The organism is Marinobacter sp. M1C, from assembly GCF_023314135.1.
Classification (GTDB): Bacteria; Pseudomonadota; Gammaproteobacteria; order Pseudomonadales; family Oleiphilaceae; genus Marinobacter.
The window spans coordinates 2,908,901-2,933,711 of record NZ_CP092289.1; the positions used below are offsets into that span (position 1 = coordinate 2,908,901).

Annotated in this window: 22 protein-coding genes and 5 pseudogenes; 12 read left to right on the plus strand and 15 right to left on the minus strand. The window is 54.7% G+C overall.

The genetic code is table 11. From position 1 onward, the window contains the following. Positions 1 to 12: 12 nt before the first annotated feature. Genes MIH19_RS13655 through MIH19_RS13665 form a run of 3 tightly spaced genes read right to left on the minus strand, consistent with a single transcriptional unit; the run spans position 13 to position 2,211 of the window. Entirely contained in the window at positions 13 to 759 is a 747-nt protein-coding gene (locus MIH19_RS13655; RefSeq protein WP_249005394.1) for an amino acid ABC transporter ATP-binding protein, read from the minus strand. Further along, positions 756 to 1,430 (minus strand): amino acid ABC transporter permease, encoded by a 675-nt coding sequence (locus MIH19_RS13660; RefSeq protein WP_249005395.1) that lies wholly within the window; start codon positions 1,428 to 1,430, stop codon positions 756 to 758. Before MIH19_RS13660 ends, MIH19_RS13655 begins: the two co-directional genes overlap by 4 nt. Before the next feature lie 25 nt (positions 1,431 to 1,455). After that, entirely contained in the window at positions 1,456 to 2,211 is a 756-nt protein-coding gene (locus MIH19_RS13665) for an amino acid ABC transporter substrate-binding protein (protein WP_249005396.1), read from the minus strand. Positions 2,212 to 2,397: 186 nt separating this feature from the next. Between MIH19_RS13665 and MIH19_RS13670 the strand changes: the two genes are divergently transcribed. Together MIH19_RS13670 and MIH19_RS13675 are read left to right on the plus strand one after the other, a co-directional pair. Further along, a complete protein-coding gene (locus MIH19_RS13670; protein WP_249005397.1) occupies positions 2,398 to 3,486 on the plus strand; it encodes a M23 family metallopeptidase in 1,089 nt (362 codons plus the stop codon). Positions 3,487 to 3,683: 197 nt separating this feature from the next. After that, positions 3,684 to 4,145: a carboxymuconolactone decarboxylase family protein gene (locus tag MIH19_RS13675; RefSeq protein ID WP_249005398.1), complete on the plus strand. Its 462-nt coding sequence runs from the start codon at positions 3,684 to 3,686 to the stop codon at positions 4,143 to 4,145. Between the two features lie 668 nt (positions 4,146 to 4,813). On the opposite strand, the gene MIH19_RS13680 is transcribed toward MIH19_RS13675, so the two are convergent. The 5 genes and pseudogenes from MIH19_RS13680 to MIH19_RS13700 all read right to left on the minus strand — a co-directional run bounded on the left by MIH19_RS13680 (position 4,814) and on the right by MIH19_RS13700 (position 8,832). Continuing rightward, complete coding sequence (locus MIH19_RS13680) at positions 4,814 to 5,833, minus strand: hypothetical protein (protein ID WP_249005399.1); 1,020 nt, start codon at positions 5,831 to 5,833, stop codon at positions 4,814 to 4,816. Then, on the minus strand, positions 5,817 to 6,629 hold the full coding sequence (locus MIH19_RS13685; RefSeq protein ID WP_249005400.1) for a hypothetical protein: 813 nt from the start codon (positions 6,627 to 6,629) through the stop codon (positions 5,817 to 5,819). The genes MIH19_RS13680 and MIH19_RS13685 overlap by 17 nt, the downstream gene beginning before the upstream one ends. A 138-nt stretch (positions 6,630 to 6,767) precedes the next feature. Beyond that, a complete protein-coding gene (locus MIH19_RS13690; RefSeq protein ID WP_249005401.1) occupies positions 6,768 to 7,253 on the minus strand; it encodes a hypothetical protein in 486 nt (161 codons plus the stop codon). 144 nt (positions 7,254 to 7,397) lie between these two features. After that, positions 7,398 to 8,372, minus strand: a pseudogene (locus MIH19_RS13695) (IS1595 family transposase). A 169-nt stretch (positions 8,373 to 8,541) separates the two neighbouring features. After that, positions 8,542 to 8,832 (minus strand): hypothetical protein, encoded by a 291-nt coding sequence (locus tag MIH19_RS13700; RefSeq protein WP_249005402.1) that lies wholly within the window; start codon positions 8,830 to 8,832, stop codon positions 8,542 to 8,544. Between the two features lie 87 nt (positions 8,833 to 8,919). Between MIH19_RS13700 and MIH19_RS13705 the strand changes: the two genes are divergently transcribed. Further along, a complete protein-coding gene (locus MIH19_RS13705) occupies positions 8,920 to 9,861 on the plus strand; it encodes an IS1595 family transposase (protein ID WP_249005403.1) in 942 nt (313 codons plus the stop codon). Here the strand turns inward: MIH19_RS13705 and tnpB are convergent, their stop codons facing one another. The 4 genes and pseudogenes from tnpB to MIH19_RS13725 all read right to left on the minus strand — a co-directional run. Further along, positions 9,862 to 10,212, minus strand: a complete 351-nt coding sequence (tnpB, locus tag MIH19_RS13710; RefSeq protein ID WP_249005404.1) for an IS66 family insertion sequence element accessory protein TnpB — start codon at positions 10,210 to 10,212, stop codon at positions 9,862 to 9,864. It abuts the gene before it with no gap. Beyond that, the gene (locus MIH19_RS13715) at positions 10,212 to 10,532 is read right to left on the minus strand and encodes an IS66 family insertion sequence element accessory protein TnpB (protein ID WP_249005405.1); all 321 of its coding nucleotides are present in this window, start codon (positions 10,530 to 10,532) and stop codon (positions 10,212 to 10,214) included. The genes tnpB and MIH19_RS13715 overlap by 1 nt, the downstream gene beginning before the upstream one ends. An 857-nt stretch (positions 10,533 to 11,389) precedes the next feature. Beyond that, a pseudogene (locus MIH19_RS13720) lies at positions 11,390 to 11,704 on the minus strand (ATP-binding protein); the annotation flags it as partial. Beyond that, a pseudogene (locus MIH19_RS13725) lies at positions 11,700 to 12,217 on the minus strand (IS21 family transposase); the annotation flags it as partial. The pseudogenes MIH19_RS13720 and MIH19_RS13725, both read right to left, overlap by 5 nt. A gap of 71 nt (positions 12,218 to 12,288) precedes the next feature. Here MIH19_RS13725 and MIH19_RS13730 point away from each other — a divergent pair. Beyond that, positions 12,289 to 13,376: pseudogene (locus MIH19_RS13730) on the plus strand (IS3 family transposase). A gap of 123 nt (positions 13,377 to 13,499) precedes the next feature. Here MIH19_RS13730 and MIH19_RS13735 read toward each other — a convergent pair. After that, positions 13,500 to 14,510: an XdhC family protein gene (locus MIH19_RS13735; protein ID WP_249005406.1), complete on the minus strand. Its 1,011-nt coding sequence runs from the start codon at positions 14,508 to 14,510 to the stop codon at positions 13,500 to 13,502. A 248-nt stretch (positions 14,511 to 14,758) separates the two neighbouring features. Between MIH19_RS13735 and MIH19_RS13740 the strand changes: the two genes are divergently transcribed. The 8 genes and pseudogenes from MIH19_RS13740 (at position 14,759) to MIH19_RS13770 (ending at position 23,803) form a co-directional block, all read left to right on the plus strand. Next, a complete protein-coding gene (locus tag MIH19_RS13740) occupies positions 14,759 to 17,758 on the plus strand; it encodes a molybdopterin cofactor-binding domain-containing protein (protein ID WP_249005407.1) in 3,000 nt (999 codons plus the stop codon). Further along, complete coding sequence (locus tag MIH19_RS13745) at positions 17,755 to 18,603, plus strand: FAD binding domain-containing protein (protein ID WP_249005408.1); 849 nt, start codon at positions 17,755 to 17,757, stop codon at positions 18,601 to 18,603. The genes MIH19_RS13740 and MIH19_RS13745 overlap by 4 nt, the downstream gene beginning before the upstream one ends. Beyond that, positions 18,587 to 19,120 (plus strand): (2Fe-2S)-binding protein, encoded by a 534-nt coding sequence (locus MIH19_RS13750; protein WP_249005409.1) that lies wholly within the window; start codon positions 18,587 to 18,589, stop codon positions 19,118 to 19,120. Before MIH19_RS13745 ends, MIH19_RS13750 begins: the two co-directional genes overlap by 17 nt. Then, the gene (locus MIH19_RS13755; protein ID WP_249005410.1) at positions 19,113 to 20,639 is read left to right on the plus strand and encodes an AMP-binding protein; all 1,527 of its coding nucleotides are present in this window, start codon (positions 19,113 to 19,115) and stop codon (positions 20,637 to 20,639) included. The genes MIH19_RS13750 and MIH19_RS13755 overlap by 8 nt, the downstream gene beginning before the upstream one ends. Before the next feature lie 32 nt (positions 20,640 to 20,671). Beyond that, positions 20,672 to 21,481 carry an enoyl-CoA hydratase/isomerase family protein gene (locus MIH19_RS13760; protein WP_249005411.1) on the plus strand — a complete coding sequence of 270 codons (810 nt, stop codon included), beginning with the start codon at positions 20,672 to 20,674 and terminating at the stop codon, positions 21,479 to 21,481. A 45-nt stretch (positions 21,482 to 21,526) separates the two neighbouring features. Next, positions 21,527 to 22,027: pseudogene (locus tag MIH19_RS22460) on the plus strand (benzoate/H(+) symporter BenE family transporter); the annotation flags it as partial. Positions 22,028 to 22,145: 118 nt separating this feature from the next. Further along, positions 22,146 to 22,793, plus strand: coding sequence for a benzoate/H(+) symporter BenE family transporter (locus MIH19_RS22465; RefSeq protein WP_283164055.1), 648 nt, complete (start codon positions 22,146 to 22,148; stop codon positions 22,791 to 22,793). 158 nt (positions 22,794 to 22,951) lie between these two features. Further along, on the plus strand, positions 22,952 to 23,803 hold the full coding sequence (locus tag MIH19_RS13770) for an AraC family transcriptional regulator (protein ID WP_249005412.1): 852 nt from the start codon (positions 22,952 to 22,954) through the stop codon (positions 23,801 to 23,803). 151 nt (positions 23,804 to 23,954) lie between these two features. On the opposite strand, the gene MIH19_RS13775 is transcribed toward MIH19_RS13770, so the two are convergent. Together MIH19_RS13775 and MIH19_RS13780 are read right to left on the minus strand one after the other, a co-directional pair. Further along, positions 23,955 to 24,422 (minus strand): ATP-binding cassette domain-containing protein, encoded by a 468-nt coding sequence (locus tag MIH19_RS13775; protein WP_249005413.1) that lies wholly within the window; start codon positions 24,420 to 24,422, stop codon positions 23,955 to 23,957. Positions 24,423 to 24,610: 188 nt separating this feature from the next. Then, the gene (locus tag MIH19_RS13780; RefSeq protein ID WP_249005414.1) at positions 24,611 to 24,781 is read right to left on the minus strand and encodes a hypothetical protein; all 171 of its coding nucleotides are present in this window, start codon (positions 24,779 to 24,781) and stop codon (positions 24,611 to 24,613) included. Between the last annotated feature and the right edge of the window lie 30 nt (positions 24,782 to 24,811).

A 24,811-nucleotide genomic window follows, 5' to 3' on the forward strand; every position in this document is an offset into this window, starting at 1 on the left:
CCCCATGCGTTATCAGACGGGATTGGTCGCCAGAATCTTTTTCAGAAAGTCCTGTGTGCGGGGGTCTTGCGGGTTCGAGAAGATCTCGCTGGGTGGGCCCTGTTCTACAATCCTGCCGCCATCGATAAAAATCACTCGGTCAGCGACATCTCGGGCAAAGGACATTTCGTGGGTGACCACCATCATGGTCTGGCGTTCCGATGCCAGTTGTTTCATTAGCCCCAACACTTCTTCCACCCATTCTGGATCAAGAGACGAGGTGGGTTCATCAAACAGGATAACTTCAGCTCCGGTGGCCATGGCGCGGCCAATACCCACCCGTTGCTGCTGGCCGCCAGACATCGAGGCGGGGTAGGCATCTGCTTTGTCGGCAAGGCCGATACGTTCAAGAATCTCCCGGGCGCGCTGGTGAGCCTTTTCTTTTGGCCATTTGTCGACCACCACCAGCCGTTCGGCAACGTTTTCCAATGCGGTTTTGTTAGCGAACAAGGCGTAATTCTGAAACACAAAAGCAGTTCGGCGGCGCAGTGAGAGAATCTGTGCCCGGCTTGCCCGGTTCACATCCACCGTAAGGTCGCCGATGGTAATTTCGCCCGCCGTGGGGCGTTCCAGAAAATTTAGACAGCGTAGCAGCGTGGATTTACCGGTTCCCGAGGGACCAATAATAACAATGATCTCGCCCTTCTCGATGGTCAGATCAATGCCGTCGAGCACCACAGTCTTGCCGAAGTGTTTACTCAGAGATTTGAGTTCAATCATCGGCTATAGGCCTTATTTAGGCGAATTTCGAGATACTTTTGCAATTGTGAAAGTATCTCGACCACGATCCAGTACATCACAGCGGCGACAATGAACGCCTCAAAGTACAGAAAACTTCCGGATGCTTCTTTCTGGGTGGCCCCCATCAGCTCGGTGACCCCGAGAGTAAATGCCAGGGAAGTAGCCTTGATCATATCGATGAAGTAGTTCATCAGTGTGGGCAGGGCAACCCGCGTGGCTTGAGGCAGGATAATGCGCCGCATTAGCTGGCCATTGGTCATGCCAATCGAGAGCGCCGCCTCGGTCTGGCTGCGATCAACGCCAATGATGGCCGCGCGGATCGATTCCGCCATGTACGCTGAAAAGTGCAGGGTCAGGCCCATGATGGTCGCGGTGACGCCGTCTATCACGGTTAACACGCTGAACAATTGTGGCAGCCCGTAATAGAACAAGAACAACTGGACCAGCAGCGGCGTACCCCGGAAAAACGAGATAAACACGATGGTCAGTTGATTGAGTACCGGGATACCCAGCACCCTCACCACGGCGAACACGCAGGCAAGAATCAATGCCATCACCATGGCGGCCCCCGCCAGTTGCAGGGTAAGGGGCAGATAGCCAAGCAGAACAGGCACCAGCCCGAGCATGTACTCTACGTTCAGAACGCCCATAGGGTGTCAGGCCTTGTGGTACCTATCATGGCTGGGTGATGTCAGTGCCGAACCACGTTTCGGAAATGGACGCCAGGGTGCCGTTTTCCCGCAGCGTTTTCAGGGCTTTATTCACCTCGTCTCGCAGGGCCCGTCCTGTTTCTGTGTCTTGGAACGGATAAGCGTTAGTGATTTGTGAAAAGGGTTTACCGGCCAGTGCCAGCGGCAAGGGTTTGTCTTTGATGATCTGGCTAGCGCTGACCCGATCCATCACAAACGCATCTACGCGGCCCAGGGCGGTGTCGCGCTCAATATTGCTCTCGTAAGTCTTGATGTTGATCTGATCGGCGTAAGGCAGTTCACGCAATAGTGTTTCGAAATTAGAGCCGAGGTTCACAGCGACCGTTTTGCCTTTGAGATCTTCAACATCGCGAATCTCGGTGTTACCTTTTTTGACCACCACTTGGGCACCGTCATAAACGTACGGCTCACTAAAAACGTAAGCTTTTTTACGATCCTCGGTGATGGTGATCTGATTGGCGACTGTGTCAATGCGGCCGGTTTCCAGCAGACCGAAAAGCCCCGAGAAACTCGCAGTCTGGAAGATAATCTCGCGCCCCATTTCTTTTCCCACGGCGTTCATGATATCAATCTCGAAGCCTTTGAGCTCGTCTTGTTCCACGAAAGTGAACGGGAAATATTGCCCGGACATGCCAACTCTCACCGGGTCTTCCTGGGCGAACAACTGCGAGCTGAGCATGAGCGATAAAGCCATGAGTGAGTTAACTAGCCAAAATTTCATAACGTCTCCTGAGTTTGTTGCCCGTGCGTCAATTATGAGCCGGACCGTAAATGAGCCATCGCTCAACATACAAGATATGGGCAGCAAAATCTTTATAGAAATTATGGATGCTGCTCAACCACATTGATTCCATTGTAGACTTTGTCATGACGAATGACCTAAGACGACAACGCGGTGAGTATTGGTATGGGTGACCCGATCAAAGGCTCTGATAACCAACAAACTTCGGCGTCTGGCCCTGCTCAGACAAATGCTGACACCGCCAGCAATCCCCTAATGAAGCCACAGAAGCAAGGCGTTCGGCCATGGATACTCTTTATTCTGTTAATTGGACTGGTTGCTCTTCTTATTGTTCGCGATGACTTGCGACAAAACGCGGGCGACAGCAGCGAAAAGGCAGTTCGCTACCTCGCCTTCGATATATTGGGTTGGTCGTCGAGGGATGTTTTTGTCTGGCGTTTGCGCTTGTCCGGGCTGTTGGATAGCCCGCTGGGGCAGCAGTGGGCCGGGGCCGTTGAGCGGGCGAGTGGCCAGCCTTTGCAAGTTGGCGATACGTATCGCACTTCTGACACTTTTGAAGATGATCGGGTTGAAGCGCGTGTCTATCAGGTGGTGCTTGAGCGAGGAGAATTGCTGATATCGCAACTCAACCGTCTGGATAACTCGGCAGGCCGGCTATACGCCAGTCTGGAACGCCGCGAACGTGGCGGCCAGGGTTGGTCAACTGTCGCGGACCTGGAAACAGATGGCACAACCAAGAGTCGGGTTGTGTCTTCATCTGGTGACTACCGCATTGTGCTTCAGCCGGAGTTGTTCGCCAAGGTGGAGTATTCGCTGGCCATCGCTCATGGCGGTTCATTGCCGTTTCCGGTAGAGGGCGCATCACAGCGCGATATCGGCAGCCGCTTCGGCGCACCTCGCGATGGCGGTGCCCGAGCGCATCACGGCGTGGATATTTTTGCTAAAAAAGGAACGCCGGTCAAAGCGGTCATTGCTGGCCAGGTCCGTACCGGCACAGGTGGTATTGGCGGCAACCATGTTTGGCTGTTGGGCGGCTTGCTGGAACTTGGCGGTGCACGCTACTACTACGCCCACTTGAATTCGTTCGCGATTGAATCCGGCGATACGGTTAAAAAAGGCGAGATACTCGGGTACGTGGGCAACACCGGTAACGCCAGAACCACGCCACCCCATCTGCACTTCGGGATTTACTCAGACGGCCCGGTTGATCCGGCGCCGTTTCTAAAGTCTGAGCCGGTATTGCCTGAGCAATGATCATCGATTTCGCGCCGGCTGCGCTCGTTTCGCGTCAGGCGAGTTAGTCAACTTGGTAAATCGATGGTCTGGAAGAGTTGAGTATAATGTGCGGGCTAAAGTCGGTAATGGCCCAGAATGCCAGCCATGTCTTCGCCCAACTCAACCACATTGGGCGCGCATGTATCTCTTTGTGCGAAGGAACGTAAACCAATAATTTGGGCCTGAAGCAGGCGGGCAAGGCGCTTGCAATCTACGTCGGGCTTGAGTTCGTGATTGCTTTTGGCCTGTTCCAAAACTTCGCCGAGGCGATGCTCGATTGCATCGAGTACACGATTAACTTCCTGACTGATCGCCAGATGGGTGTTCCGGCGCACACCGGTATTGCTAAAGCGATGGGAGTGTCAGACGACATCACTAACGCCTTAAGGAATGAAACACGTTTGGCAGACGGTAAGCTTGAAGCTTTGCGCACCTTCACTTTGGCAGTTGTCCGTAAGCGTGGGGCAGTCAGCTCTGACGAAGTGCAGACCTTCATTGATGCAGGTTATACCCAGCGACAGGTTTTGGAGATAATACTGGTTCTGTCTCAAAAAATAATGAGCAACTACATCAATAACATCGCCGAGACGCCGGTAGATGAGCCGTTCAAGAAGTTTGACTGGACCAAAAACCAGTAAAGACTGGCTTTGTCGCAAGATCTGGCGTTGGCTTATGGTACGGCCCGCTAACGCCGCTACTTGCGCAATGACTTTTGGGTTTTGCATCCACACGCTGACTAAACGTGTGTTCTTGGTGCATGGAGCCGCCAAGACAGGCTTATTCTGACAGCTGAAATTACAGCTCCACCGCATCATTCCCGCTTTCGTCGTCGTATTCTTCCGAGCGGATTTCAAGCAGTTCTTCTTGGTAGTCGTTCATTTTTTATGCTCCTTTCTCTATTTTTTACAGCATGGGACGTGATTGTTACCGACTGATGACATAACAGGGACAGATTTGAAATCTGCCCCTCATCCATATCCCACCCTTTGCCACCAATAGGTTTGGGCTCCCCGGCTTAGAGTTCCCAGAATCGTTTATCGAGTTTCCGTATCTCATTGGCAGCCGTGTTCAAGTTTTCTGACTTTTCTGGGTCCCCAAGTCTTGAGAAATTTCGGGGAAACACACCGGCCAGGTGGGGATAGGCATCGCCCTGTTACGGTCCGAAAGGTCCACACTTCAGTCAGTCTACCAAGGGCGGATCGTCTAGAAATACCGCCAGTAACCCGACCTCTATAGCCCGTATGGCGTCCACATCAGCGGTGCCCCACTCATGAGCCATGTTCTTTCTCATCTGACAATTTTTGGATCAGGCCATCGTCGCCTCGTTCAGGTTGGGCACGCTGTACTGCATCTGGTCTTCCAGCGAACCCCACGGGAAGTTGCGAATCTTTTCCATGTGGGCGGGGTAGCCTTCTTTTTCCCACCACTCCAGATCCAGCATGGCCCAGTAGTTGGCGGGGCGCTGGCGTTTGCCGGCGGCGTCGTACTGGGCTGTTGTGGGGTCGAGGTGGCGGTAAGGTTCGAGGGCCGGGATGTCAGGCAGGGGTTGGCTGACGTCCATGTAGCGCTGTAGTTCGTCCCAGTGGGCGTAAAGTTCCTCTTTTAGCGTGCTGTGCACCTCCGCAACAGCCGTTTGCCAGCCGCTGTATCGGTGGCGAAGCTGTAGCTTGTAGCTGACCGGCCCTTTGGGCTGGACGTGGTAGGAAATATAAGGGTCAAACTCGATAAACGGGGCCTCGAAGGTTTCCTCCCGCCAGGTGCGGAATTTGACCATGCCGGTGGGACGGAAGAAGCCGCAGCCCAGGTCTTTGACGATGAAGTCGGGGTTGCGCTCTAGGAACCAGGTGAAGGGATAGCGGAAGAAGAGGCGCATTGCTGCTAACCCAATCATCGGCCAAGTTCCATACTGAACCGCGAGAAGAAGTCCCTCTCGAACAGCACCAAAAACAAATGCGGCGAAAGAACAAGCCATGAAAAAACCGACAATTTGATAGTCAGCCATTGCGCCCGCAAACATCAAAAGCAGCTGCCAACGTGTTTTTATTAGATCTTTAGGTTTCTGCCTGTGCGTCCACGCACGACCCTCTGACAATCGATTGCCGCTTTGTATCTGAGTTTGATGAGCCTCTGCATATTTGGGGCGCTCGTGTATATTTAACTTACTGTAGCGCCCCCAAGCCAACCTTTCTATCAGGTCGCTCCCTTCAAGCAACTTCACAAAGCCATCTGGGCTCTCCAAAGCATGTTGTTTCGGAATATTATCTGAACGAAAAGCCGTTTCACGGTATTCGCTCATCATATCTAACTGATTATCGCTGCCACTCAACGTCCAGATCCTCCATTATGTGAGTCACTTCCTGGCCCTCGTATTGCTCTGCGTCTCGCTGCCATACATCAACCGTGAAGGTCAGCGAAAGGCTTTTCACCCGGTAACGGGTTTTGACACGCTCGTAGTCCGATTGCGGCGTAAAGTCTGGCAACTGCGACTTGCCAATCATGAAGTTGATTGAATGACGCTGCTCATCGTAGTCGTTTCCAATGCCCTGACGGATGGTTCCCGATTTTCTGACAATGGTTTCAGTACGCCAGCCTCCGGCCGGGTTCGGACCAAGTTTGCGGTAGTGCTCCTGCTCGTACGATAGCACCAGTTCTATTTCGGCGGGCTTGCCGGTAATGGCTAGGGCTGGACTGGCGAATGATAAAACCGCCTCTGCTTCATTTTGCCAGTGCATCAGCTTCCGTGTCTGAAGCCACTCCAAAACACCGCTTTCGGGAATCCGCTTGAACGATACCGGCGTCATGGCCTTCACCAACCCCATGTAGGCTTCAGTTTCGGAGGCCAGGTCATCAGTTTGCTCATCAAGGTCGCCGGAAAACGGTCCCGCCCGGAGCCACTCATTGACGGCATCATCCATCAGCCGGTAATAGGCGGTTTCACCGAACACATAAATAGCGAATCCAAGCGCGGTGACGTAACCCGACGCTACGGTTCCCGCCCAACGAGTAGCGGCCGGCATCAAACGTCCAATCGCCGCCTGTGCAGCTTGAACGGATGTTCGCTCAACCGCTCGACGACCGGTTGGCGTAAGTAGACGGGCAGCGATGACATCAGCATTGACCATGGTTGCGACGCCCCCTGCTTTGATTAATTGAGCGGAGCCTGTTCCCCATCGTCCGTTGGCAAATGAACTCACCGAATCACTGACCATTAAAACTGTGGTGAACAAAAACCGGGACAGATCTATTTTTCTGCGACTGTCTCAGGCGAACATGGCTCCACGCGGATCTTCCGGCAGCGGTAGCCCTCTGCCCTGAATACGGGCATCGAGAATACACGGGCCATGAAAATTCGTACTCCGCAAGCGGTCCCGGTAGGTTTGCTCGTGGTTCTTTCGCCAGGACTCGGGTGATATTTTCCGCCACTTGAACGGATCACGCCCGGTGCGCTCGTCCCATTCCTGTGTGGCCGGATCCCTTGAGCGGAACGGCTCGAAGATGGGCACATCCGGCAAGGGCCGAGTGAGATCCATAAACTGCTGAATCATATCCCAGTAGGCGCACACTTCCTTTTGATCCATCGCATCGGTAAGCAAACCCTTCATCCACAGTTGGTGTTTGCTGTAGCGGTGCTGAAGCACCAGGTTGAAGTAGCGGCCACCGCGGCCCGAGGGGGAGTGGACCAGATAGGCATCGAATTCAATGAAAGGGGCCTCGAAAACTTCCTTGCCTTCCTTGATCCGAACCACACCCCCCGGCGGTATAGGCCCGTGGGGTTGGACCGCTGGCGCTTATCGGTGAGGTGGGCTAACAGGAGGCGACCGTATTTGCCGCCAAAGTATAAAAGTAACGGGGTAGTCGGTTAGCTCCTCTACCCACTATATGTTGTGTTTTCACCAGAGGTACCCGTGAGTTATTTTAGCCTCGGTCACCGGCTCTGTGATGACCGCCTGCTCCAGGAGTCGACGGAAGACAAGTCCACGGCTGCGCGAAGTGCGGCGATTGAATCGAAAAGTAAACTCCTCCAAATAAGACTGTAAATGCCCAGCGGTGACCGAGCCCTGATGTGTGCCGAGAATCCATCTTTTCAGGAGGCTGGCAACTCGGTGCACTCCTGGCATAGAAACGTGTGCAGGGTCGCCTGTAGATGACAGGATGCTCTTTTGGTGCAAGTATCCGTGCTTTGGCAACTCATTGTATCCACGCCAGCCGTCCGTGTGAACCGCAGCATCAGGACGTGCTACATCACACACGAACGCCACCAAATTGTCTCCTGACGCATCAGGAACATAGCGCATCCTTATTCGCCCGAACCCCTTGGGTTCCTTTATTTCGATGGCAATTACCACAATGGATCTACGTGTACCGCGTCCGCGCTTTCTTCCACGTTCTACGCCTCCTACAAAGCTTTCATCTACCTCAATCAGGCCCGATAATGGTTCGCGCTCACTACGCACCATCGCCACTCGGAGCCTCTGCAGCATCGTCCATGCAGTTCGGTAACTCATACCCAGCGTACGCTCAAGAGTCTTGGCTGAAAGGCCATTCTTCGCGGTAGTGACATGCCATACAGCCTCGAACCATGTTGTCAGTGGCGTTCGTGTTTTGTCGAAGATAGTGCCTCCCGTTACCGACGCTTGGTATCGGCAACGGGGGCACACCAACCGACATCGAGTTTGTCGCCATGGTTCCTCGGTCCCTCCACATTGAGGGCAAATGAATCCGCCTGGCCAACGGAGTTGCTCTCAATAGGTTGCGCACGATTCATCGTCAGGGAACTGCACTACGAACTCCCGGTAAGTACGCGGATAGTCATGTCCAGCCACCAGTGGACGGCGTATTATTGCTCCGGTTGCAGATATTCCCATTACTACATCTTGTGCCAAGAGGAGCTAACTGACCACCCCTTTAAAAGTATTAACGCGCCAAAATAGTACTTAACAGAATCAAGAAGCACTGCAAAATTTCTTAAAGTTGGGTAGTGTATAACTGGGCCAATAGTGGCTATTGCTAATCCAACTAATGATGCCCAAAGACCTACCGCCATAGACATGTAAAGGATGTACAAAAAGCCTTGAAGCCCAGCCAAAATCCCTTGCTGACCGAGAATACGGATTCTCCCCAGGGATGCCCATCCTCCACATCACTTTCATCCTCGAACAGGCGGGCATAGGCCAACTGCATCTCCATGGTGTTGGGCACAACTGGGTTCTGGTAGTGCCCCCAGGGCAAGCGCTGGGACGCCTTGTCCATGTCTGGATGGCCACCCGACGGTAACGCCGGAATGGCGCCGGAGCGGTAGGCGGTGTCTTGGTATTCATCGGTCATAACTTATCCTGATTACGCATATTGATCAGCCACCATTCCACCAGCTTGACCTATACTGGAGTTATGTCCAGTAGAGGAGGCGACGTCATGGCACGCAACCCTATCCAGTTCCAGCCCGGCCTGTCGTTGCCGGCGTTTCTTGAGCAGTACGGCACGGAATCGCAGTGCCAGACCGCCCTCCTCCAACATCGCTGGCCCAAGGGGTTCGTGTGCCCCGACTGTGGCAATGCCACCGGCTGCCGGCTGTCCTGGGGGCTCTACCAGTGTCACCGCTGCCACCATCAAACCTCGCTGACCGCCGGTACCATCTTTCATGCGACACACTTGCCGTTGACCACCTGGTTCCTGGCCATTTATCTGCTGACCCAGCGCAAGAGTGGTATCTCGGCACTACAACTGTCCCGGGAGCTTGGCGTCGCCTACAACACGGCCTGGAAGCTTAAACACAAGCTGCTGCAGGTCATGCACGGGCGCAACCAGGGAGAGAAGCTCTCCGGGCGCATTGAGATTGATGACGCCTACCTGGGCGGTGAACGGCCGGGAAAGCGCGGTCGCGGCGCTGAGCACACGTTCCCGTTTGTGGCGGCCGTACAAACCGATGAGGCGGGCCATCCGCAGCGTGTCCAGCTTCGCTGTGTGAGCGGCTTTACGCTTGCCGAGATACGTCGCTACGCTCAGCAGGCCATTGTGCCTGGCAGCCAGGTCATCAGCGACGGCCTGGGGTGCTTCCGAGCCTTCGATACGTCCACCTACGTACATGAGCGCCATATCACCGGTGGTGGACGTGCCAGCGTGGCGAACCCGGCGTTCAATTGGGTCAACACTGTACTGGGCAACGTCAAGAACGCGATCACCGGGACTTACCATGCCATCCGTGGACAGCATGCACCTCGCTACCTCGCCGAGTTCGAATACCGCTTCAACCGGCGCTACGACCTCAAGGCCATGCTTCCACGATTTCTGACGGTGGCAACCCGGACACCACCGATGCCTTACAGGCTGTTGAAGATGGCTGAAGCTTATGCGTAATCAGGAAGTTTTATGCCCTTTTAGCAGCGCAATATCGTAGCCGTCCAGCAGCCAGTTGATCTGCTCGCCGGTCAGCGGCATCAGCTCGTCCGAGGCTCTGGGCCACTTGAATTTCTCCTCGGCCAAGGCCTTGTAATAGAGTACAAAACCGTTGTACTCCCACATCAGACACTTGATCTTGTTACGCTGCCGATTGGTGAAAGCGTAGAGTGCTCCGGTGAAGGGGTTATGGCCCAGTTCCCGCTCAATCAGCACGGCCAAGCCATTAGCCTGTTTGCGAAAATCAATCGGCGCACGATAAAGATAGATCTCCGGCAACGCCAGTGATGGGCGCAGGTATCGGCGGCGCATCACAGTTGCCTCAGAACCGCACTCAGCAGTTGGATGTTGCCTGCGTGCAGCCCGGCGATTGATACACCACCGGGCAACGATACGGTCAGACCCTCTATCGCGCCCGCGCCGGGAACCGACACCACACGTGCAAATCCACTATTCGCTTTTGCTTCTTCCGGATTCGGATACGCTTTAATAGCGCTCAGCTTCCTGCGCCAATAAACGAATTGATGGTAGATCAGTGACTGCTGCTTGCAGTAGAGGCTGCCGGACACACCGGCGGTGTGCCAATCATTGATATGCTGTTGCCAGAAGTGCGCTCGTTCGGTCGGGGTCATGCTAATTCCTCTCGGTGCTGGTGAGGAAATCAGTGTGTGCAATCGGGGAGCTGGGGTGTAGGTGCTGATTTATTGGCGCCGCCTCCGGCTGAGAGGCAACCGGATCCCAAAGACGAGAGGCCGGCTTCTAACGACTCGGCAGGACGCCGAATCGAACCCGTGCGAAATGACGGAGACCCCCGTCCTACGTCGACGCATGTCGTACACAGGCAAACCGGGTCTTCTTGATCATTTCGTGACACAAATGAAAGTCTTCACCCGAAGTGATTGATATTTTGGCTCTCACTTTTTCTCCCTTGCTTGGTCAGACCTGAAGACAAGTCGATGTCCGGCCTTTCGAGCTGCTGGACGCCCCTAAAAAATCACTCCGGGCAGGCCAAAGGCACTGCGTAGAGTCTGAAGTGGTCCTGACTGCCTAACACAGAAAATTACGCCCTCGCGCACCTTCAACTATTACCTTGAATACGGTTTTCCTCTTCCCCGGAACGGGCCGCGGAAAGGCGGATTTAAAATGCAGCTCTATCCTAAATACACCTTGCAGGATATGTTTTTCCTTATATATTAGTGGCTTGAATAAATTTTAAGCAATGAATCACTGTATTGTAAATGCCTCAGATCGCAAGCCTTTTCTCGCGAGGGTACTGATCGCTGAGCCGACAGGAAGGAGTGTGAATCAAAGAGATCGCGTCACAGGTGAAGAGCAAATATCCCCTGAAGTCAGGGCCCCTTCTCTATTGCACAATTGCACACACGGATCAAGCGGGCTTGTGGGCTGCGTGCGTATTCTGATGAACGTGAACACGCATACTGGTCGAACTTGAACACCTGATTTCCTAATGCATCACCCACCCTGGTTTTTACATCGGGTGTTCACATTCAGTCAATTCGCTTTTTCGTTTCCTCATCGATTCTCCTTGCAGGTTCAGTTTGTGAGCGTTGTGCATCAGGCGATCCAGAATGGCATTGGCCAGGGTGTTATCACCGATGCTGGCGTACCACTGGTCGGTGGGAAACTGGCTGATCATGAACGTGGATGTGCTGCCGTATCGGTCATCCATGATCTCCATCAGGTCATTCCGGTGAGCCGGCGAAAGGGGTTCCAGTCCCCAGTCGTCGATGATCAAGAGGTCGATTTTGGCCAGTTGTCCCAGCAGCCTCTTGTAACTGCCATCGGCAGACCTTGCTGACGCCGCTGCGTAGATTATCGGGGACCAGTAGCGTGGGGTGCCGCCATAGAACTCGAAGGTGCGTACATGGCTTTGCAGCCAGTCCCGCAACAACTGACCCCAGGTGGCTTCGACGTAGGTGTAGTTGGAAGACCCTAGGACCGCCACAAAGATCTGGGCCTGGCGTACCTCGCCGGTGGACGGGCTGACCACTGGTGTCGTCACACCGCAGTAGTCGATAAAACACTTCTCGCTCGCCTTGTGGACCTGGCGCACGGAGCGCCGCAGTCCCTTGGCCTACTGCCGATAGCGGGCACAGTACTGGGAGTAGCTGTAACACCGGTTCGGATACTGCGCGGTGTATCCCTCCCACAGCAACAGTTTAGTCATCTCCTTACGACGCAGCTCCTGATCGTCCGTTTCCCAGGCGGGCTCCTGGAAGTGACGGGAGGCCCGGGTATTGGCCGCGGGATAGAACAGCTGAGCCAACCGGGACTCGGTCAGCGCCTCCGGCAGCGGCAGTAATCCCCCGAGAAACGACGGTGATCAAAAGTAGAATTTTCTGTAAGCTAAACGCAGGGAGATTCTGCATGAAAAAATCACGGTTTTCCGACAGCCAGATCCTGTCAGTTTTCAAGCAAGCCGAAAACGGCGTACCGGTACCGAAACTGTGTCGCGAGCACGGCATAAGCAGTGCGACCTTCTACAAATGGCGCGCCAAGTTCGGTGGCATGGACGCGTCGATGATGGCCCGGCTGAAGGAACTGGAGGATGAAAACCGCCGGCACAAGAAGATGTACGCCGAGGAACGACTAAAAGCGGACATCCTCAAGGAAACCATCGAAAAAAGTGGTAAAGCCGTCTCGTCGCCGTGAGGTGGCACAAAAAGCTGTCAGCGAAAAGGGGGGGTGAGTATCCGCTTGTCCTGCTCAATGTTCAGCATCAGCGAGACCTGCTATCGGCATCAAACCAAGCTCAGCGATGAGAATGCCGAGATGGCCGACTGGCTGATCCGATTGACGCATAACCAGAAGAACTGGGGCTTTGGCCTGTATTTTCTGCATCTGCGCAATGTGAAGCGCTTTGGCTGGAACCACAAGCGGGTCTATCGAATTACCGAGAGTTGGAGTTGAACCTGCGTATCAAACCCAATAAACGCCTGGTTCGCGAGAAACCGGAGCCATTGGCGGTGCCCGAAACGATCAATGACAGTTGGTCGATGGACTTCATGCACGACCAGCTCAGCGATGGCCGCAGTTATCGGTTACTGAACGTGATCGACGACTTCAATCGCGAAGGTCTTGGCATCGAGGTCGACTTCTCATTACCAGCGGAACGCGTGATCCGGACGCTGGATCAGATTATTGAGTGGCGCGGAAAGCCTCGCTCAATCCGCTGTGACAACGGGCCAGAGTATATCAGCGGCAAGCTGTCGGCATGGGCTGAAAGTCAGGGTATCCATTTGGCCTTTATACAACCCGGTAAGCCCCAGCAGAATGCCTGCATCGAACGCTACAACCGAACCATTCGCTATGATTGGCTGACACAGTATCTATTCGACAGCACCGAGGAAGTCCAGAACTACGCAACCCGCTGGCTCTGGCACTACAATAACCAACGACCCAATATGGGAATTGGAGGGATTACCCCTCAACAGAAACTGGCCATGCTGGCCTGAGGTCTACTTTTGAACCCCGCTAAAAATGGGGGGATTACCCTGTTTCTCAGACGCTTGAACATCTCGTCACCACTTAGTCACCGTCTCGCGTACTTCTGCAGCATTCCTTTTGTCAGAACCGGCTCAACCAACCGACCAAAATTCTCGTGGCCCGACTGATTCCGAAGCCGGTGTTAAGAGCCTCGTGCCGTTGGTTTGCAGTAACGACCGGTTCGCCGCGTGATAAACCTGTGTCATCTCGGCCAGGATTGAGATGGCGATTTCGGCAGGTGCCTTTGCCTTGATGTCCAGCCCGGCCGGCGAATGTATTCGCTTGATTTCCTCATCAAATCCCAAATCTTTCAGCTGTTTCACCCGTTGCTCATGGGTTCTGTGGCTACCCAGCGCGCCGATGTAAAAGCAGTTTGATCTGAGTAGTACTTTTAGAAATCCGGGTTCCCGTTCATGCTCATGAAACAGCAAAACCGCCGCTGTCCAGGCATCTGTTTGGATATCTGAACAATCTGAGGGGGCAGCAATGTGCTGGGTTGCCAGCCCGAGATTTGCGCTGGATTCAAGGGTTTTCTGGTCCGGCGACATGATCAGTACCTCGTAATCACTGGCCGCTGCGAGATGTCCAAGGGTGGGGGTGTTATACCCTTTTCCCATAATCAGCACCCGACGGCGGGGGATATACCAGCGCCGGAACACTCGGTCGGGCAACGGGTGGTTCCGGTCGGTCAGCGAGTGATGATTTCCGCTGCTTAAATCGGTGTCCAGCGCGATCGGTTGCCGCGATTGCAAAGCTTGATCAATGCACCAGATGGACGCGTCACTGAGATCAACATCAATATAGATATCGATGCCCGCGCCGCACGGTAGTTGAATATCAATATAAGGTGACCCAGCGCCAAGTCTAAGCAATCGGTTGGCTCTCGCAGCCATAGCGGCAACGGCCTCCGCAACAATGACTGACTCTGCACAACCTCCGCCAGTCAGGTGGCCGGCATACTGGCTATCTTCCGCAACCACCATCTGACTGCCCAGCGGTCGGGGAGACGAGCCGTTATTATCTATCAGGGTGACAAGCGCGACCCGCAGCCCTTCTTTACGGAAGTTGATGAAATCGGAGATGAGGTTTTCAAAGGAATCCATGGTTGTCTTCGGGTTGCCCCGGCCTCCTGATGTGACTCGTTAGCAATGATTGCCAAAACGATGTTTGCACAATGTCAGGCCTGATGCTCTCCGCATCCCTGAGAATCGCATCGAAATCAGACTCAGGGGTAAAACAGAATACGGCGGGGCAACAAGTCGTTCTCTCGGGCAAGGCATCTCTCAATATCGCCGGATAGACTCTTCTCAAGGTGGTCCCATGTCCCGTACCTGCCACCAAGGAGGAGAGTATGACTGCTTATCAGCCACCGGTGTCCGGCAAAAGCCAGGTGCATATTGGCGTTCGCCAGGAGCGAATTGAAGACGAAGCTCTTTTGCGGGGGCTTGGTCATTATGGCGACGATCTGCCAACGCCACCGGGGACACTTTATGCGGCCGTCGTTCGCTCACCCCACGCCCATGCCAGACTCAATTCGGTGGATGCTTCGCGGGCGCTTAGTATGGCCGGTGTCCATGGTGTATTGACCGGAGAAGACGTCAAGCGTTGGGCAAATCCCTTCCCCGTCGGTGTGCGACAGCCCATGGAGCATTGGTGCCTGGCCATCACCAAGGTTCGATATGTGGGCGAGCCCGTTGCGGTGGTAATTGCGGAAAGCCGTTATCTTGCTGAAGATGCGATGGAAGGCGTTAATGTTGAGTATGAGGTTCTGCCCGTTGCTGTCGATCCTGAATTGGCGGCTGGAGATGATGCGCCGGTCCTCCATGATGAGGTTGGTGGCAATATCGTCAATGATCGTCAATTTCTCTATGGCGATCCCGACAGTGCCTTTGCCGAAGCCGATCATCGAGTTTCCATCAAAGTTCGGTTTCCTCGCAGTGCCTGTACTCCAATCGAATGCTATGTAGTACTGGCTCAGTTTGATCCCACCGCCACCGCTTATGACGTTACCTCAAACTTCCAGGGCCCCTATGCGCTTCACTCGGTCATGTGCCGGGCGTTGGGTGTGCCGGCAAATCGACTGCGCCTGCGCACTCCGCCGGATTCCGGGGGTAGTTTCGGTATCAAGCAAGGGGTGTTTCCCTATGTGGTCATGATGGGGTTGGCGGCGCGAAAAGTAGGCGCGCCGGTTAAATGGGTTGAAGACCGCCTTGAGCATCTGCAGGGCGCATCGTCCAGCACCAATCGCGTAAGTTGTATTGAGGCTGCGGTGAGCAGAGAGGGGCGTGTTACTGCACTGCGACTGGATCAGCTCGATGATTGCGGAGCCTATCTTCGCGCCCCGGAGCCTGCGACCACCTACCGGATGCATGGCAACCTTACTGGAGCTTATGACATCCGTAATCTGGCTGTGCGCAATCGTATAGTCATGACCAACAAAACCCCCACTGGCCTCAACCGTGGATTTGGAGGGCCTCAGGTTTACTTCCCACTGGAACGGTTGATGCAGCGGATTGCCATCGAACTTGGGCTGGACCCGCTCGACGTCATTCGGATCAATCTCATACCAAGCGGTTCCTTTCCTTATCGCTGCGCAGCGGGTTCGCTCCTGGACTCAGGCGACTATCCCGTCGGTCTGGAGAAGGGCGTCAGGGAAGGAGGGCTTGATGAACTTTTGGCCCGTCGTGATGAGTATCGCCGGCAGGGTCGAATCTATGGCATCGGCTACACCGCCGCGGTGGAACCGTCGATTTCAAATATGGGCTACATCACCATGGCTTTTACGCCCGAGGAGCGTCGCCGGGCTGGCCCTAAAAACGGCGCTGTGAGTACCGCAACCATTACCGTTGACCCGCTCGGCAGTGTCAGTGTGCACGTGTCGTCGACCCCGCAGGGCCAGGGTCATCGGACAGTTATCGCTCAGGTTGTCGCGGAAGTACTGGGTATTCCACTCGAATCCATAAACGTCAATGTCGAGTTGGATACCAGTAAGGATGCCTGGTCGATTGCCTCTGGTAATTATTCCAGCCGTTTCTCAGGTGCTGTTGCCGGTGCTGTCTATAACGCAGCCATCAAGATTCGTGATCGTTTGGGGCGGATTGCCGCCGCGCAATGGGGCGTCGGCGCCGAGGCCATCTTGTTTGGCGGTGGCCGGATCTTTGCGGAAAGTTCCGATCAATCGGCGTCGTTTCACCGTATTGCCGGTGCCGCTCATTGGGCACCGGCGACATTGCCCGACAGTGAATCAGGTGGGCTGCGGGAAACGGCCTTCTGGACTCCAGAGGAGCTTGCCGCACCTAAAGATGATGAGCTGATCAACAGTTCACTCTGTTACGGCTTCATCTTTGATTATTGCGGCGTTGAAATCGACAAAATCACCGGGGCCGTCCGCATTGATCGCTACGTCACGTTGCACGATGCCGGTCGTATGCTCAACCCGCAACTGGTCGATGGTCAGATCCGCGGGGGGTTTGCCCAGGCATTGGGAGCGGCATTGATGGAAGAATTCAGTTATGGCGAGGATGGCAGCTTCATATCCGGCACCCTTGCTGACTATCTTATTCCCACCAGCATGGAGGTTCCGGAACCGGTCATTTTGCATATGGAAACGCCTTCCCCTTTCACGCCTTTAGGCGCCAAAGGAGTTGGTGAGGGCAATAATATGAGCACACCGGTGTGTATTGCCAATGCGGTTGCTGATGCTCTCGGCGAGAAAGAGATTGAGTTGCCGCTGACACCGTCAAAGGTGCGAACCTTGATGGGAATTGATGAGCCGCCCCGGCCAGAAGGCGTTGGTCAGGCCGACGCCAGGTCCTCAGGTGCTGGCTCCAAACTCATGGCTCATGACTCGGTCGACCTTCCCGGTAAACCCCAGGACGTTTTCGACACCCTCCTGGATCCCGCCACCCTGGCAGCCATTATTCCGGGTTGCCATACCCTGGAGCTGGCCGGAGAAAACTGCTATCGCGCGGATGTAACAGTGGGCGTTGGCATGATCCGGGCCCGCTTTGCCGCACAGGTTTCGCTTTCTGATCTTGTCCCCCCCAACAGCCTGCGATTGTCCGGCTCAGGTACCAGCTCAATGGGTTCGGCCGAGGCGACAGCGACGATTGTTCTCACGGCAATAGCGGGCGATAAGACTCGGCTGGAGTATGACTATGAAGCCACGGTCGGGGGCAAAATTGCCTCGGTGGGTGGGCGCATGCTGCAAAGTGCATCGAAAATGATTATCGGACAGATCTTCTCACGGCTTTCCGTTCGAATGGGGGGTGGCCCGTCTCGCTTCAAGCTGCTGCATCGCCTGTGGGACTATCTCAAAAGCTTGCTTAAAAGCAAGGGAGGTCAGTCATGAAGCCTGCCCCGTTTGACTACGCCCGTCCGAACACACGTCGCGAAGCCTGTGAACTGCTAAAAAAATACGGTGATGAGGCCCGGCTGCTTGCTGGTGGCCAGTCGCTTATGGCGGTGCTGAATATGCGGTTAGCGCAGCCAAAAGTGCTGATTGATGTTTCGGCTATAGAGGACTTGCACTACATCGAACGCCGGGATGATTACCTCGCGGTGGGCGCGGGCATTATTCAGGCGGAACTACTGGAGCGGCCAACGCTCGTGGACGAAGTGCCCCTGCTGGCTCTGGCGATGCCCTGGATTGGGCATGCACAGACCCGCAATCGTGGCACGGTCTGTGGCTCGATTGCCCATGCGGATCCCAGTGCTGAACTGCCGCTGTGTCTGCTGACGCTGGGCGGTGAGGTCGTGCTTGAAGCACATCGGGGCAAGACCCGGCGGGTGCCTGCCGCGGACTTTTTCCAGGGGGTCCTGACCACTGCACGGCGTCCCGACGAGTTGGTGACCGAGGTTCGTTTTCCGCTCAAAAAGCCCGGCAGCCGTTATTGTTTTCGCGAAGTGTCAATGCGCCATGGTGACTTTGCAATTGTGGCGCTGGCGGCGGTTATTGCCGATCAGCAGGTGGATCTCGGGATTGGTGGCGTCGCTGATCGACCGGTTGTACGCACCCTGTCCAAGGGCGAGAGGCTTAATGCCGAACTGAATGAGTTTGCCTGGTCGCTGGATGCTCAGGACGACGCTCATGCGTCGGCGATTTATCGCCGACATTTAATCCGTGAACTTGGTTCCGTAATGATCAACGATCGTTCGGCGACAGAAGAGGGCCCCATCCATGCAATCCAAAGCTGATACTCGATACCGCGTGACGTTGACGCTTAATGGTCGCGAGCGAAGTGGCTACGCCGAACCCCGCATGCAGCTCTGCGATTTTTTGCGTCACGATCTTGGTGCGACCGGTACTCATGTGGGTTGTGAGCATGGTGTGTGCGGTGCCTGCACGGTGCTTGTGAACGGCCGGGCCAGTCGGTCCTGTCTTATGCTCGCGGTACAGGCTGACGGTAAACAACTGGAAACCGTTGAATCGCTAGCGGCCGGTGATGAGCTGAACGATTTGCAAAAAGCTTTTCGCAAACACCACGCTCTGCAATGCGGGTTTTGCACATCTGGAATCCTGATGTCGAGTATGGAATTTCTGGCTAAAAGTACGAGCCCCACAGAACCCGAAGTGCGCGAAATGCTGTCTGGTCATTTGTGCCGGTGCACGGGCTATACGGGCATCGTGAATGCAATTCTCGAGGTAGCGGAAGAGCGGAATTCTGGTATCTCACGCCAAACTGACATCAATAAGGAGAACAATAATGTTTGATCTTGGCCGTAGCTTTCTGGCCGCGGTTGAGCGTCGCCCATGGGCGATTGCGATAGCCGATGGCGATATACATAAACGTTACGATACCTGGTTTGAGGATATCCAGAGCGTCGCCCGGGCACTGGAGGGCTTTGGGCTGCGCAAAGGGGATCGCCTCCTGGTGGTTATGCAGAATCGTTGGCAGATGGCCACGCTGCATTGGGCCTGCCAGTTTGCGGGGATCATCATTACCCCCGTCAACTGGCGTTCGACTGCCCAGGATCTGGCATTTTTTATTCAGGATTCGGGCGCCAGGGTGTTGGTGTATGACGGCTCAGCAGGGGAGGCGGTGGACAATTGTGCCGAGGCCCAGGCGATGACTCATATTGCGGTGGGTGAGGTGGGTAGTGCTGCCGCTCACGATTTTGACACGCTGTTGGGTGGAGACGGGGAGACAGTTCTGCGAGCAACCCCCGAGGATCTATCCCTGATGTTGTACACCTCGGGAACTAGTGGCAAACCCAAAGGAGTTCCCCGTCTGCACCGTGCTGAGCGAGCAGCGGCTTTGGCCCACGTCGCGCAAAATCTTTATGGCCATGACGAGTGCACGCTTGGGGTCATGCCACTATACCACACCATGGGGGTGCGCTCATTGCTCGCCATGGCGTTGATCGATGGTAAGTTCGTTTGCGTTCCGAAATTTGATCCCGAGGTAACGCTGGAAGTCATAAAAACTGAGCAAGTAACCAATCTTTATCTGGTCCCCACTCTTTATCACATGCTGATGGAGCACCCGGGCTTTCTGCCTGAGCGCGTCAAGAGTGTCGACAAGCTGGGCTATGCCGGGGCACCCATGAGCGCCGGACTTATCGGCCGTGTTGAAGCCGCATTCAAGCCCGCTTTATTCGTCAACCATTACGGCAGTTCTGAAATATATACCTTCACCATTAATCAGAACGCCAGTCGCAAGCCCGGTTCCTCTGGCCGCGCCTCGCTCAATCAACGTATTCGTGTCGTCAAGGCGGGCGCTGGCATGCCCGATGCCATCATGCCGGTGGGGAAAGAAGGCGAAATTATCGCGGATATGGAGGGTGATGAAGCCTTTCAGGGCTATTGGCAGCGGCCGGATGCAGATCAGAAGTCGATCAGGGATGGTTGGTATTTTACCAGCGATACCGGGTATTTCGACGCAGATGGCGATCTTTTTGTCACCGGTCGTGTTGACGACCTGATTATTACGGGGGGTGAAAACGTCAGCCCTGCAGAGATTGAGGATGTGCTTTCTCTGCACCCCCAGATCGAAGAAGTGGTCGTGGTTGGAACGCCTGACGAGCGGTGGGGGAGCGTGGTAACTGCTTTTGTAAAGTGTCGCGAGACATTGGAGGAAAAGGAGCTTGACCGGTACTGCATTGACGGTGGCCTGACCCGGTTCAAAAGACCTCGGCGCTACGTGTTTATCAACGAGATTCCAAAATCCCCGATCGGTAAGGTATTGCGCCGAGTGCTCCGGGATCAAACATCATCACCTGCGAAGCCTTAATCAGAGCTCAGGTAACAAATCAGGAACATGTCATGAACAGTAAAAATAAAGAACTGGTGGATTTCCTCGCTTCCGAGTTTGACGGCTTTGACGTGCAGATCGATCCGCAAGCTGAGCGTGCGGATATCATTCTCAATCGTCCTCCGCTGAATGTCATTGAAATGGCCCAGCGCGATGAGCTAAGGCAAGTGTTTGAGGCGTTAGATCAGCTTGATGATGTACGCGTCATCGTCTTGCGCAGCGAGGGCGAACACTTTTCCAGCGGGGGCAATATCAGGGGCTTTCTCGAGGCATCTCCGGAGCATGTGTCAAAGCTGGCCGACAATGTTGCCGCGCCGGCTCGCTGCTCAAAACCGGTCATTGCTGCCAACCGGGGTTACACCTTTGGTGTAGGTTTCGAATTGTCGTTGGCATGTGATTTTCGAATTGCCTCTGAATCTACACTCTACGCCTTGCCTGAACAGCGGTTGGGCCAAATTCCGGGTTCCGGTGGCTCGGCGCGATTGCAAAAAACCATTGGCATTACTCGAACCAAGCACATGGTTATGCGGGCTGCACGTATCAGCGGGAAGCAAGCACTTGACTGGGGATTTGTGACTGAATGCGTTGCAGACGACCAACTTGAAGTCGCAACCCAGGCCTTGGTGGATGAGCTGCGCACCTTCTCACCACTGGCTCAGCGTACTGCGAAGCGAATGATCAATGATAACGAGGACGCGACTCTGTCTGTAGCCATTGAGATGGAAGGTCACTGCTACAGCCGTCTGCGTTCGTCCGACGACTTCCGCGAAGGTGTGGAGGCGTTCCACTCCCGGCGCAAGCCCGAATTCCGGGGACAGTAATAGCGCTATCAACGTCTGACATCCAACAATAATGAGAGACAAAGCATGCCAAATCACACACTGAATAATACGGGCGACGCACCATCGTCTCACCCGGAGACGCCATGGTTTACAAGCCTGACTCAATCGCTGAACGTCAAGTCCGTCAGTGCGGGCGTAGTTGCCGCGCTATTTGGATGCTCGGGGGCGGCACTGATCGTTATAAGTGCCGCTGAGGCGGGCCATCTCAGCGACGGTCAGACCGTTGCCTGGTTGTTTGGTATCTATTTCATCGGTGGTTTGATCAGTTTAATCATGGCGCTACGCTATCGTCAGCCAATTACCGGGGCCTACTCCATCCCGGGAGCAGCCATCATGATAGGTGCCCTGGCGACCATTCCATTTACGGAAGCCGTCGGCGCATTCATCATGAGTGGTGCGATTGTCCTGGTGTTGGGACTGAGTGGCGTGGTGGGGCGGATCATGAACTGGCTGCCAATGCCCATCGTGATGGCGATGATCGCCGGCGCACTGATACGTTTCGGTATTGGGGCGGTGCAGGCGGTAGAAGCTATGCCGTGGATCGCAGGTAGTGTTGCCCTGACATTCTTTCTCTCGGCCCGCTTTACTAAAGCAATACCGCCAAGTGCTGGCGGCAGCCCTGGTTGGGTTTGTCGTCGCACTGATGACCGGTTCCGTGGAACCCGCTGCGGTGAATATCGCCTTTGTGTTTCCCGAACTGACAACGCCAACCTTTACGCTAAATGGCTTTCTGGCCATCTCTATACCGTTGGCGGCACTGGTATTGGGCGCAGAAAACGCCCAGGCTATTTGCGTATTGATGGCTGAACGCTATGCCCCGCCCGTTAATGCGATGACGACCATTAGTGGTATCGGCGGCATGGTGACGGGGTTTCTGGGTGGCCATAATGCCAACATTGCCGGCCCGATGACCGCAATTTGCTCGTCCGAGCAGGCGGGTGATGATCGCAGTCAACGTTATGGGGCCACCGTCGTCAACGGAATCTTGTTCTGTGCATTCGGCTTATTTGCCGGTGCAGCTGTACCCTTTATTCTCGCACTGCCGAAAGCGCTGATCGGAACCGTCGCTGGCCTGGCCATGATTGGTGTATTGGTGGCGGCCTTTCAGCAGGCGTTTTCCAAGCCACTGGGGCACCAGATCGGGGCAATGGTTGCGCTGCTTGTTGCCATGAGCGGTATTAGCTTGTTTGGGATTAGCTCACCTTTCTGGGCGTTAGTATTCGGCATAGTGATCTCACTTCTGCTATCCGAAAAGCCAACGGAAGCCACTGGCGTCAAATCTGACGAATGATAGTGCGGGCCGCAGCAATGCGGCCATGCTCTCCTAGCGTTACCGTTTTGCCACGCTAACGCTCTTTTACAACGTAGCGCGCTGGCACTAACACAGGTAGAACGGGAAAAAAAGACGTGTTATCGTCATAACCTTCGCATACGAGAGATGTGATTGTTATGTCAGTTGCTCACCGAATTTTTCATGGGGCGTTCGGGCGGATTGCGCTGCTAGGGATGGATCAATCGCTGGTTGCGCATGCCCATTCCGAGTGTCATGTATTGCTCAAAGCGTCCGGAGGAGATACGTTTTTCTCGGTTCGTAATCGACAACAGCCGTTGACCGATAAAACAGCTGTGCTCATTAATGCCTTGGAGCCTCATTCATACGTGCATAAGCCTGGTGCAAACGACACATTGATCCTGGCCTTGTACATTAACCCTGACTGGCTTGCGGCACTTCACTACACGCTCGCGTTCAGTGGTCGTCCCGATTTTTTCCTGAATCCCTGCATTGAGCTGTCTCCGGTCTTGCGCCGTAAGGCTGATTCACTGATATCGGAAATGCTTTCTTTTGGAACGATTGCTCATAGCAGACTGGAAGATCTGCTATTCGATTTAATGATCAGCATTAGCGAGAAACACTCTGACTGGCGTCACCTGTCCAAATTACGGGTGTGGGAGACACCTAACTGCCATGATGCCCGCATCCGAAAGGCCAAGGAGTTGATTTTTGGGCACCCGGAAGGCGATTTGGATATAGGCATGATCGCGAGGGAATGCGGGTTGTCGAGAGCGCAGTTTTTCGCGCTGTTCAAAAAAAATACAAGTATGACTCCGCAAATGTTTGCCAATATCGGCAAGATGCAGACTGCCTTTCAGTGGCTATCCGAGCACCGGTCCTGCACCTTGGGCAATCTTTCGGATAACCTGGGTTTTTCCAGTCAAGGGCATTTCACCCGATTCTTTCGCCGCCATATCGGTGCTGCACCCAGCCAATACCAGCGCACAATCGACGTTTACCCATCTTGAAATTTGATCTTGGCCGCTTCGTGACGTATTGAGTTGGGGTAGGCTTGGCTGACGTAAAGCGTGCAAGCCATGCAGAGTAAAAGCCTCTGGGGTGACTTAGGCGATTGACCGATAGTGCTATGGCCGCATAATCGGACCATATTGGTATCTTTCAAAGGGAAGGCCCCCGGGGGGGGCTTCCCTTGGGTTGAACTATCAGTGGGCTCCAGGCTTTGCCCAGGTACGCTTCCTGAACCTCTGACGAGACCATCAGCGCGTTTGCAGTATCGGCATGGACGATCTTGCCAACTTCGAGTACATAGCGCCGGTCAGCCAGTTTGAGCGCCATGCGAGCGTTTTGTTCCACCACCAGTATGGTCACCCCGAATCTACGAATATCGGCCAGGGCACTGAAGATGTTCTTCACGATGATGGGGGCCAGTCCGAGACTGAGCTCATCAAGCAGCAGCAACCGAGGTTTAGCCATCAGGGCGCGCCCCATCGCCAGCATCTGCTGTTCACCACCTGAGAACGCCCCGGAGAACCGCAAGCGGCGTTCCAGAAGCCTCGAATACAACTTGTACACCTGTTTGCGGGTTTCCAGTGCTTCCGCTTTCGGGCGGGTATAGGCGCCCAACATCAGGTTTTCCTCAACGGTCAGGGTACCGAAGGCCCGCAGACCGATTTGGCGCCTTATGGCCACTAGGAATGGACATTGAGATCCTGAATTCAGATACTAACCGCAGCAGTACTGCTTTTCCACGAACACGACTGGGAACCCGGAGTATTAGCGGCATTGTTCGGGACGGAGTGTTTCATCTGGGCGCGCTAGGCAGTCGCCAGGCTCATGCCGATCGGCTCGTCCGCTTGGGAGAGATAGGTATCAATGGGGAAGCGAGCCGTATCCATGCACCCGTGCGCATCGATATCAACGCCAAGACGCCGATCGAGATAGCGATTTCGATTCTCGCCGAGATACCGCAGGCCTACCGGGCCCAAGGCCACAGGCTCCTGGAATTGAAGAGGCCA

What these genes read in the sequence shown, in the direction of transcription:
- MIH19_RS13715 (WP_249005405.1), bottom strand. Translation starts at nt 10,532, where the DNA reads ATGACCCCGACCGAACGAGCGCACTTCTGGCAACAGCATATCAATGAT.
- MIH19_RS13735 (WP_249005406.1), bottom strand. Translation starts at nt 14,510, where the DNA reads ATGGATTCCTTTGAAAACCTCATCTCCGATTTCATCAACTTCCGTAAA.
- MIH19_RS13770 (WP_249005412.1), top strand. Translation starts at nt 22,952, where the DNA reads ATGTCAGTTGCTCACCGAATTTTTCATGGGGCGTTCGGGCGGATTGCG.
- MIH19_RS13750 (WP_249005409.1), top strand. Translation starts at nt 18,587, where the DNA reads ATGCAATCCAAAGCTGATACTCGATACCGCGTGACGTTGACGCTTAAT.
- MIH19_RS13655 (WP_249005394.1), bottom strand. Translation starts at nt 759, where the DNA reads ATGATTGAACTCAAATCTCTGAGTAAACACTTCGGCAAGACTGTGGTG.
- MIH19_RS13745 (WP_249005408.1), top strand. Translation starts at nt 17,755, where the DNA reads ATGAAGCCTGCCCCGTTTGACTACGCCCGTCCGAACACACGTCGCGAA.
- MIH19_RS13685 (WP_249005400.1), bottom strand. Translation starts at nt 6,629, where the DNA reads ATGGTCAATGCTGATGTCATCGCTGCCCGTCTACTTACGCCAACCGGT.
- MIH19_RS13760 (WP_249005411.1), top strand. Translation starts at nt 20,672, where the DNA reads ATGAACAGTAAAAATAAAGAACTGGTGGATTTCCTCGCTTCCGAGTTT.
- MIH19_RS13660 (WP_249005395.1), bottom strand. Translation starts at nt 1,430, where the DNA reads ATGGGCGTTCTGAACGTAGAGTACATGCTCGGGCTGGTGCCTGTTCTG.
- MIH19_RS13705 (WP_249005403.1), top strand. Translation starts at nt 8,920, where the DNA reads ATGGCACGCAACCCTATCCAGTTCCAGCCCGGCCTGTCGTTGCCGGCG.
- MIH19_RS13665 (WP_249005396.1), bottom strand. Translation starts at nt 2,211, where the DNA reads ATGAAATTTTGGCTAGTTAACTCACTCATGGCTTTATCGCTCATGCTC.
- MIH19_RS13740 (WP_249005407.1), top strand. Translation starts at nt 14,759, where the DNA reads ATGACTGCTTATCAGCCACCGGTGTCCGGCAAAAGCCAGGTGCATATT.
- MIH19_RS13755 (WP_249005410.1), top strand. Translation starts at nt 19,113, where the DNA reads ATGTTTGATCTTGGCCGTAGCTTTCTGGCCGCGGTTGAGCGTCGCCCA.
- MIH19_RS13700 (WP_249005402.1), bottom strand. Translation starts at nt 8,832, where the DNA reads ATGACCGATGAATACCAAGACACCGCCTACCGCTCCGGCGCCATTCCG.
- MIH19_RS13670 (WP_249005397.1), top strand. Translation starts at nt 2,398, where the DNA reads ATGGGTGACCCGATCAAAGGCTCTGATAACCAACAAACTTCGGCGTCT.
- MIH19_RS13775 (WP_249005413.1), bottom strand. Translation starts at nt 24,422, where the DNA reads ATGTTGGGCGCCTATACCCGCCCGAAAGCGGAAGCACTGGAAACCCGC.
- MIH19_RS22465 (WP_283164055.1), top strand. Translation starts at nt 22,146, where the DNA reads ATGACCGGTTCCGTGGAACCCGCTGCGGTGAATATCGCCTTTGTGTTT.
- tnpB (WP_249005404.1), bottom strand. Translation starts at nt 10,212, where the DNA reads ATGCGCCGCCGATACCTGCGCCCATCACTGGCGTTGCCGGAGATCTAT.